Origin of the sequence: Geitlerinema sp. CS-897, assembly GCF_028368005.1 — a bacterium.
Lineage (GTDB): Bacteria > Cyanobacteriota > Cyanobacteriia > Cyanobacteriales > Geitlerinemataceae > Baaleninema > Baaleninema simplex.
This window is the reverse complement of record NZ_JAQNCQ010000328.1, coordinates 1-9,480: the sequence shown is the minus strand read 5'-3', so window position 1 is coordinate 9,480 and position 9,480 is coordinate 1. Positions and strand designations below refer to the sequence as shown.

Sequence of the window (9,480 nt, the reverse complement as noted above, 5' to 3'; positions counted from 1 at the left end):
TTTAAAATCTTGTCACCAGATGCGGTCAAAAAAGCAGTAGATTTACTCAACGATCGTCCTCGAAAATCTCTTGACTATCGAACCCCTTCTGAGGTATTTTATAGTCAGGGATCGGAGACCGTTGCATTTCAAACTTGAATCGGCGAACGAAAAAGAACTCCGCTGGTGTCGCGTTTCATTTTTGAATCGGTGCAAAAAAACTCTACTCTATTTTCTCTGTAGTAAAACAACCGTGAAACGAATCCTCGAACCCGAAGTCATGGATACCTGGGAAGAATCCGTTGCCTACGATGCGATGGATTTTACCGAAGTCAATACTGCCTTTGTCGAAGACGCGATCGCCATCGCCCCCGAAGCCGGTCGAATTCTCGATTTGGGAACGGGAACTGCGCGAATTCCCGTGTTAATGGCGCAGCGCAAACCCCAGTGGCAAATCGTCGGCATCGACTTATCACAAAATATGTTGAAGCTGGGTCGTCAGCACGTCAAAAATTCCGGATCGAGCGATCGCATCAGTTTAGAATACCTCGATGCCAAACAACTGCCCTACGACGACAACAGCTTCGATTTCGTCGTCTCCAACAGCGTCGTTCACCATCTCAGCGATCCGGTTCCCTGCTTTCGAGAAATCGCCCGCGTTCTCAAACCGAGCGGCGGACTGTTCGTGCGGGATTTGTATCGCCCCGAGAACGAAGCGATCGTCGATCGCCTCGTCGCGAGTATCGGTTCGGACTACGACACACATCAAACCCAACTGTTTCGCGACTCCCTCCGCGCGGCCTTTACCGTCGAAGAAGTCATCGAGTTATTGAAACGAGCTCGATTGCACGGCGTTTCGGTCAAAATGACCTCCGATCGCCATTGGACTGCCCAACGAGCCGGGTGTAACGACGGCAAACTCAATGAGATGATGGAAAAATAGGGCGTGCGATCGCGTCCTCTTTTTCAACGGACGGTCGATCGACACCTCGAGTAGAACATCGCGAATACCAACACCTATGAGACCGGGAAACCCACCCCAGAACGCCGAAAATCGCAAATGGCGAGAGCAACTCGATCGCTTCGTCAAAGCCAACACTCTCGAAATCGCCGCCTTAGCTTGGGGCTTACACCAACGCAACCCCGACAGCGGCGAATTCTTAGGCATCGACATCGCCCCGAAACCCCATTTCATCACCTGTTCTCGGGACGCCCTAGAAGCCCTCAACCAAAAAGTCGATAACCGCCTGCGAGAAATGATGGGTGTCGTCGACCATCACGACCCCGAACTCGAAGTTCTCCTCATCGCCATCGGGAAAGGGCAAATTCAAGCCGTGCAATACCAACCCCAACCGACCCCTCCCGAATGTTTCGAGGAAGCAGACGCCGATGTCGATACGTTGCTCGATCGCCTCGAACAGCGCATGGGGGCGCAAATCGAACCGTGAACCCAACCGAAACGAAACGGTAACGATCGCCAGTTTCAGAGAAATCGTCCGTAACCCGAGAAGCGATCGGGGTATAACATTTAATGGCTCCGCGTACGGCAGGTCAGGCCATAGAGTATCGATATCGCGCTCCTGTCGTCGTGTTTCCAAGCGTTCGTTTCCTCTATTGAAGTCACGTATGTTCTCATTGCACAAATCTCTATCCATCGCTGCGATCGCTCTGATTGCGAGCGCGTCCGAACTCGGCGTTCCCGCTTACGGCCGTCCCCTCGTCGAACTCGAGAGAAATGTCGCCCGCATCAGTTCCCCGATTGCGACGTCCAAACAAGCTGAAAACTCAGAAGCGTCTGAAGACGTGAACCAACTTTTAGCAGAAGGTCGCGATCTCGTCGAAACCGGAGATTTTTCAGAGGCGTTGGTGCGCTATCGCGAAGCAGCCAGTTTAGACGATGCCAACCCTCGGATTTTTTCAGCGATCGGGTATTTAGAAGCCCAACAGGGAAATTTCGAGGCGGCGGTCGAAGCGTACCGACAAGCCCTCGACCTCGAACCGAACGTGGCAGAATTCCATTACGCTTTGGCCTATGCCTTAGCCAATGCTGGAAACGATGCTGAAGCCGAGGCCGAATACGAAGCCGCGACCGAACTTAACGATCGCAACGCCAACGCTTTCTTCGGACTCGGTGTCGTGCGGTATCGACAAGGGAACTACGACGGCGCTTTAAATGCCTACCGTCGGGCTGCTGCGCTCACCGACGACAATTGGCGAGTTCACGAATCCATCGGCTCGACCCTGTTACATTTAGAGCAGTACGACGAAGCGATTTCGGCGTTGCGAAAAGCTGCTAACCTCGCTCCCAACGAAGGGCGCATTCAGGTAAACCTCGGCGTGGCGTTACTCAACACCGATCGCGTCGAGGAAGCGATCGCAGCGTTCGATCGCGCCATCGAACTCGAACCGCGCAACGGCGAACTGTTATTTGAAGTGGGGCGACTGTTACTCGACCGTGGAAACCGCGATCGCGCCTTCGACTTGTACCGACGGGCTTCAGCACTCTACGACGAGCGAGCGGACATCCATCTCGAACTCGGTAAACTCTATCTCGAACGGGACGACAGCCTCAACGCGATTATCGCCTTCCGTCAAGCCGTTGCAGTCGATGACGACTTAGCCGAAGCACACCATCTTCTCGGGTTGACGCTGCAAGAGCGAGGGCGAACTGACGAGGCGATCGCCGAATTAGAAACCGCCCTACAACTGTACGAAGGGCAGGGAAACAGTGACTTAGCTCGAGAAGTCCGAGATCGACTCGAGGCATTGCGTTAAAGTGAGACGTTTGGTGTCGAAAAGCCTCGGAGCGAACCGTCGGGGAAGCGAACTGTCATTGTGTTCCTTCTGAAGCGTCTCCACAGGAGGCTTCGACATACTTCTTAACGAGGTTTCGGGAACTTTTCACGCGATCGAGATTCATTACAGTAGAGAGGTAGAACGCGCGAAATCGACTCGATCTATCTCGAGTCGGTGAGGTCGTACCATCGTTTCACCCAGAAAGTTTCCATGCTTCAGTCTTCCCCCTCTGCCCGCCGCCCCCTGCTCGTCGCGATCGATGCAGGGGTAATGGATGTCGATCGACTCCTCAAAGGTCTAGTTCCCCAAGCCGAGGCGATCGTCTTACCGCGCGATCGCGATGGAATCGCCTATATCGATGATGCCCTAGCCCAGCGTCCCCACGTCACTCAACTGCACGTCGTCTCTCACGGGAAACCGGGCTGCTCGTTCCTCGGAAACGCTCGACTGAATCTCGAGACGCTTTCCCAGTACGGCGATCGCATTAGACGGTGGGGCGCAACCCACGACGGACGAAGACGCCCCAACTTTTCCATCGCGTTCTACGGTTGCCAAGTGGCGGCTGGCGACGCGGGTGCCGAATTCATCGAAAAACTCCACCGCCTCACCCAAGCCGACATCGCCGCCTCGACCACCCTCACCGGATGCGACGCCCTCGGCGGGAATTGGGAACTCGAGGTTCGGACCGACCGCCAGTCCGCGTCGCCCAGCGTCCCGTTTTCACGATCGGCGATCGCGACCTACCGCCACGTTTTAGCCGTCGTCGCTCGAGACGATATGTTTACGGGCGCAAATGAAGACAGCTCGACATCGTTCTCTTCAGTATTAGCCGATAACGGGAGCGGTGCAGATACAGGAACTGCTCCCCTCAACGTTTCAGCAAGTTTAGTCGGAGGTGGCAATACGAGTACCCTCGGTGCCACCATCACAATGAACGCAGACGGAACGTTTAGCTACAACCCCTCTGGCGTCACGGCTTTACAGGAACTCGACGAGGGAGACACCACGAACGATACGTTTAGCTATATCGTCAGCGATATAGACCCCAGCGTAGATTTTGCAACCGTAACGATCGAGGTCATGGGCATTAACGATCGCCCCGAAGCCTCAGATGTCACGGGACTGTCTACAGACGAAGATACGACGTTAGGTGGTGCGCTGGCATCAGACGTATCCGACATCGACCAAGACGACAGCATCGGGGCGGGTACGCTCACGTTTGAAGTCGAAACAGACTTAGAAACCAGCAAAGGCGCCAAAGTCACCATCGACGCCAGCGGCAACTACACCTACGATCCAACGAACGCCGCCGACCTGCAAGCCCTGGCCTCCGGTCAAAGCGTGACCGACAGCTTCAACTACACCGTCAAAGATGACGACGGTGCCACCGCCACCGGACGAGTGACCGTGACTGTCACGGGAGAAAACGACAGTCTCAACGCCCTCGACGACGAAGCCGAAGCCTTATTTGGTCAAGCTGTCACCATCGACGTACTCGCCAACGACATCGACCCAGACGGCGACGATTTCGTTCTGTTTTCCTTCGACAGCACCTCCACCAACGGCGGAAGCATCACCCGAGACGGTGACCAGCTCGTTTACAGCGCCCCCTCGAATTTCCTTGGCGACGATACCTTCACCTACCGAATTACCGACGCCGCCAGTAGCGATACCGCCACCGTCACCGTCACCGTCAATACGCCCCCCATCGCCCAAGACGACACAGCCTTTACCGAAGGCGAGGGACAGTCTGTCGTGGTGGATGTCCTCGCCAACGACAGCGACCCCGATGCCAATGCCGACCTCGGTAACGCAGAAGACCCCGAAGAAGACCCCGAAGAAGAACCCGAACCCAGCGATATCATTGGTATCGAAAGCGTCGACGGAACGGCAAAAAACGGCGGAACGGTCAGCATTATTACCAACAATACCGCCGACCCCAGCGACGATAAAGTTCGCTATACACCGCCGGCCGGGTACAACGGGCCCGATCGCTTCGAGTACACCATCGAAGACAAATTCGGCGGAACTGATACGGCAACGGTCGTCATCAACCCCGCCGACGCCATCGACGACGACCCCCGCACCCCAACCAACCGTCCCGTTGAAATCGACGTTTTAGCCAACGATAATTTATTCGGGCCGGTGTCGATCGCCAGTTTCGACAGTACCGGAATTAACGGTGGCACGATCGAGCGAGACGGAGACCTGCTGGTATTTACGCCAGCGGAGGATTTTGAAGGCTTCGACCTGTTCGATTACACTATCGAAGACAGCGACGGCAACCGAGACACCGCCAGCGTCCGGGTTCTCGTGGCCGACGAGGTAGAAATTCCACAACCGCCCAATCCCATCGAACCCAACCCCAACGGGAACCGGGATAGCATCACTGTCATTCCCCCGATTCAACCCCCAAGTCCCAACGTCACCGTCGATACTCGCGAAGGGGAAAACGAAACTGGCGAAAATGTGGTGTTTGGAGACGAGTTTCCAAATACCCTGCAAGGAAAACCTGCCAAAGACATCATGTCCGGTTTGGCAGGAGACGATAACCTCTACGGTGCAGAGGGTGACGATCAGTTGTTCGGAAATGCCGGGAACGACTTTCTATCGGGGGAACTCGGCAACGATCTGATGTTTGCCGGAGCGGAGAACGACTTTCTCGATGGGGGCGATGGTGACGACGCTATGGCGGGAGAGTTGGGCGACGATACGCTACAAGGAGGACTCGGCAACGATTTGATGTTCGGCAACGGCGGGTTCGATCGCCTCGATGGAGGAGAAGGGGCCGATACGATTCTCGGCGGCAAGGACAACGATATTCTGACGGGGAATTTCGGCGACGACGTTATGGCGGGCGAAGTCGGAATCGATACTGTACAGGGGGGAGACGGTAACGATTTACTCTTCGGGAACCAGGACAACGACATTCTCGACGGTTCGCGGGGGGACGATTCCCTCTTCGGCGGTCAAAACGACGATATTCTCTTCGGAGCAGGCGGCAACGACTGGCTTAAAGGGGATCTCGGGAACGACGTTCTTATCGGAGGCGACGGCGAAGATCGATTTATTATTGTCAACGACGGATCGATCGATACTATTGGCGACTTTACGTCTGGAGAAGATGAAATCGATCTCTCTCTCGGGAACTTTCAACCCGAAGATATCGTTTTACAACCGAATGGCAACGACACCTTCGTTAAAATTGTCAATACGGATACCGTACTGGCGATCGTACAGAATGTAGCGTTCGACCAGTTGGGAACGGAGGATTTTTCTTTCTAGGTCGCGAGGGGTTGACCTCTCTAACCCTAGGGAAAGAACCAGTGATACAGTAACAACAAATTCCTGCGACGATCGCCGTGGGTTAGTCCTCTACCGAAGTTCGTCCGCTTGGAAATCTCGCACGCCGACTCTCGAACCGATCGGCGTTTTTTCAAGTCGAGGCGCGTCTCGGTGGGGTTCGTCTACCTCTGTTGCTAATTTGTCTACGAACGCAATGCTCGATGCCTAGGTTGTGCGATACAGCTCGGACGTTACGGTCTACGATCGCTCGATATATCTCGAAGAACTCTGCTCTGAAGACTTCATTTCTCGGTGTCAAACCCTCCGTGGCGATCGTTCATCTCGCCGTCACCGTTGCGGTGGGTCTAGCCCAGACGGGAGGAGCGTTCGAGCGGGCCGAACGGTTGGCCTTCGATCTCGCCGTGCGTCGGCGTAGCGATCCGTCAACCCCTTCGCTGGTCACGATCGTTGCCGTAACGGAAACAGATTTAACAGAGTATCAATGGCCGCTCTCCGATGCGATGCTGGCCGAAGCGATCGAGCGCCTGCAACGCCACAGTCCCCGCGCCATCGGTCTCGATCTTTATCGGAGCGTAGCGGTCGGTGAGGGGGCGATCGCCCTCGACGCACAACTCGACGCTCCTAACGTAATAGCGATTCGCAGTATTGCGACACCAGAACACGGGGGAACGCCTGCCCCGGAAACCGTTTCTCCCGATCGCGTGGGGTTTAACGAAGTACCGCTCGATCGCGATGGCGTCGTCCGTCGTCAACTGTTGTTTGCCACGGATTCCGAAGGCGAGTTGCTGTTTTCCCTCGCCTCTCGCCTGGCCTTTCGCTACTTACAACCTGACGGTATAGCGCCGAAGAACGGCTCGTCTGTTTCTGATAGCATTCGGTTGGGCCAAACCACCCTCGTTCCCCTAGATCGCACGGCTGGAGGCTACCGCAACATCGACCCTTCCGGCTATCAGATCCTACTCGACTATCGTACTTCCACGGGTTCGGTTCCCACGATTTCTCTGGACGACCTGTTGAACGATCGCATCGACCCACAAGCCATTCGCGATCGCGTGGTGTTGATAGGCTCGATCGCGCCGAGTTTGCGGGATTTGTTCGCCACCCCTTTCAGCGGGTCGGAAAACGACAGTGCTGCGGTCAAAATGCCCGGCGTCGAACTCCACGCTCAGATGGTTCGACATCTCGTGGCGATCGCGCAAGGCGATCGTCGTCCCTGGCGGTACGCTCCCGACTGGCTCGAAGTACTCTGGGCTTGGGCGTGGATTCTCCTCGGAACAGGGTTAGCGTGGCGGGTACGCCGTCCTTGGTATCTGGCCGGGGCGATCGTCGCCGCCCTCGCGGGGTTGTGGCTGTTGGAACTGGGATTTTTCGCCGCTGCGTGGTGGATACCCATCGCCTGGCCCCGTATGGGCTTCCTCGTTGCGGCAGCCGCGACCCTCGCCTATCGACTGCTCGACGACGTTCTTCACGATCGACTCACGGGATTACCCAATCGGACGCTGTTGTACAATCGCATCTGTCTGTGGCGGCGACTCCAACACACCCGCTCGTCCGGCAACAGCAGCAAGGTGGGGGCGATCTATCTCGACCTCGATCGCTTCAAGGCGGTCAACGACTGTTTGGGATCGACCGTTGGCGACTTTGTCTTAGTGGAAGTGACCGGACGTCTGAAAAGCTGTTTGTCGCAAACTGACCTTTTGGCCCGAGTTGGCCCCGATGAGTTCGCGATGGTTCTCCACGATGTCGCCGATCTCGACACCCTCATGGACGTGGCGCTCCAAGTACGCCGCAAGCTCAAACGGCCGTTTTTCCTCGATAACGGACAGCCCCTATTTCTCACCTCGAGTATCGGTCTGGCCCTGGGGTTGCCCGGAGACCGCGATCCGATCGAAGACGCCCACACCGCCATGTACCGCGCGAAAGCTGGCAACAACGTCTATCCAGAAGTGTTCGATCCCGCCTTCCAAGCCCAAGCCGTGGCTCGGTTTCAACTCGAAATCGACTTGCGCGAGTCGATGGCTCATTCTCAGGTATTCGCCACCCCCGTCGAACAAGCTCACTGGCACGAAAAAGAGGATTCCAATTTGCCGCACTCGGAACTCGGGGAGACGTTTCGGGTGTACTACCAACCTCTAGTCCGGCTGTCGTCGGGAAAAATTTCCGGGTTTGAAGCGTTAGTGCGCTGGCAGCATCCGCTTCGCGGTTTGGTTCCGCCGGGGCAGTTTATTCCCGTCACTGAAGAAATCGGATCGATCGTGCCGTTAGGGGCGTGGGTTCTCGATCGCGCCTGTTCGCAAACTCGTCTGTGGCAGCGGCAATTTCCCAGTCGCCATCGCTTGCAGGTGAGCGTGAATTTGTCGGGGAAGCAGTTGCAATCGCCGGATTTGGTCGAGCGCATTGCCGAGATTCTCTCGCGCACCCGCTTGAAGCCTCAGTGGTTGAAGTTGGAAATTACTGAAAGTGTGGCGATGGAGGATGTCAAAGCGACGATCGCCGTTTTGGAGCGTCTCAAAGCATTGAAGGTCAAGTTGAGCATCGACGATTTCGGAACGGGCTATTCGTCTTTGAGCTATCTCAATCGTTTTCCGGTCGATACGTTGAAAATCGATCGGTCGTTCGTGCAACGGATGGAAAATTCCCGCGAAGATCGCGAAATCGTTCGGACGATCGTGACCTTAGCTCATACCTTGGGAATGGACGCGATCGCCGAAGGGATCGAAACTCCTGAAGATTTAGCACACTTGCGCGAACTTGGCTGCGATTACGGTCAAGGCTATTGGTTCGCCAAACCGCTTCCGGCGTCGGCGGCGGCGCAGTTACTCGCACGACGACCCCGATGGTGAGACTTCGTCGGCACTCGCTCGCGACGGGAGCTATTGTCCGTGCGAGGGCAAGGTTGAGGGCAGGTAACTCCACGAATTATACGGAATTCAGTTGTCAAAGCTACGCTATAACAGTTGCAACTCCAGACTTAAAGAGCGATGCCGAGAACAGCAACGATAGTTCCCCATTTGCCAGTAGGGGAGGCGCTGACGATTTTGAGGTCGCGACCGTTATGATGTTCCGGTTTGATGGTTCTGCCGTAGACGAACACCGACGGGATATTGAGGCGAGCGATCGCGATGAGCGCCCCAGACATATTTTTATCGCAGCCGCCGAGAGCGATGACGCCATCGAGACTTTGACCGTTACAGACCGTTTCGATCGAATCGGCGATGACTTCTCGAGCGAGACACCAGATTGCAAGGGGTAATGGTGGTGACGTACTCCCGACGCCGACCGCTAAGCGGTACGGCGCGGGCTTCTCCTCCCGTTACGGGATTCGCGTTTTATAGTGAGGCGAACGCCCAGCCCCACTTTTTTGATGAGTACCCCAGAATTAACGTCCCGTGGCATAGA

At 55.8% G+C, this 9,480-nt stretch carries 5 protein-coding genes and 3 pseudogenes; 6 read left to right on the top strand and 2 right to left on the bottom strand.

Annotated features, from left to right (window positions below):
* From POG22_RS21080 to POG22_RS21055, 6 genes and pseudogenes are all read left to right on the top strand, one after another.
* Nucleotides 1-138 (top strand): annotated as a pseudogene (locus tag POG22_RS21080) (IS30 family transposase); the annotation flags it as partial.
* Between the two features lie 94 nt (nucleotides 139-232).
* The gene (locus tag POG22_RS21075; protein ID WP_498907033.1) at nucleotides 233-922 is read left to right on the top strand and encodes a class I SAM-dependent methyltransferase; all 690 of its coding nucleotides are present in this window, start codon (nucleotides 233-235) and stop codon (nucleotides 920-922) included.
* Nucleotides 923-998: 76 nt separating this feature from the next.
* The gene (gene ccmS, locus POG22_RS21070) at nucleotides 999-1,427 is read left to right on the top strand and encodes a beta-carboxysome assembly chaperone CcmS (RefSeq protein WP_498907032.1); all 429 of its coding nucleotides are present in this window, start codon (nucleotides 999-1,001) and stop codon (nucleotides 1,425-1,427) included.
* Nucleotides 1,428-1,605: 178 nt separating this feature from the next.
* Nucleotides 1,606-2,754 carry a tetratricopeptide repeat protein gene (locus tag POG22_RS21065; RefSeq protein WP_498907031.1) on the top strand — a complete coding sequence of 383 codons (1,149 nt, stop codon included), beginning with the start codon at nucleotides 1,606-1,608 and terminating at the stop codon, nucleotides 2,752-2,754.
* Between the two features lie 231 nt (nucleotides 2,755-2,985).
* On the top strand, nucleotides 2,986-6,060 hold the full coding sequence (locus tag POG22_RS21060) for an Ig-like domain-containing protein (protein ID WP_498907030.1): 3,075 nt from the start codon (nucleotides 2,986-2,988) through the stop codon (nucleotides 6,058-6,060).
* A 221-nt stretch (nucleotides 6,061-6,281) separates the two neighbouring features.
* A complete protein-coding gene (locus POG22_RS21055) occupies nucleotides 6,282-8,924 on the top strand; it encodes a putative bifunctional diguanylate cyclase/phosphodiesterase (protein WP_498907029.1) in 2,643 nt (880 codons plus the stop codon).
* Between the two features lie 182 nt (nucleotides 8,925-9,106).
* Here the strand turns inward: POG22_RS21055 and POG22_RS21050 are convergent.
* Together POG22_RS21050 and POG22_RS21045 are read right to left on the bottom strand one after the other, a co-directional pair.
* A pseudogene (locus POG22_RS21050) lies at nucleotides 9,107-9,313 on the bottom strand (dihydroxy-acid dehydratase domain-containing protein); the annotation flags it as partial.
* 50 nt (nucleotides 9,314-9,363) lie between these two features.
* Nucleotides 9,364-9,480 (bottom strand): annotated as a pseudogene (locus POG22_RS21045) (RNA-guided endonuclease InsQ/TnpB family protein); the annotation flags it as partial.

What these genes read in the sequence shown, in the direction of transcription:
- ccmS (WP_498907032.1), top strand. Translation starts at nt 999, where the DNA reads ATGAGACCGGGAAACCCACCCCAGAACGCCGAAAATCGCAAATGGCGA.
- POG22_RS21065 (WP_498907031.1), top strand. Translation starts at nt 1,606, where the DNA reads ATGTTCTCATTGCACAAATCTCTATCCATCGCTGCGATCGCTCTGATT.
- POG22_RS21060 (WP_498907030.1), top strand. Translation starts at nt 2,986, where the DNA reads ATGCTTCAGTCTTCCCCCTCTGCCCGCCGCCCCCTGCTCGTCGCGATC.
- POG22_RS21055 (WP_498907029.1), top strand. Translation starts at nt 6,282, where the DNA reads ATGCCTAGGTTGTGCGATACAGCTCGGACGTTACGGTCTACGATCGCT.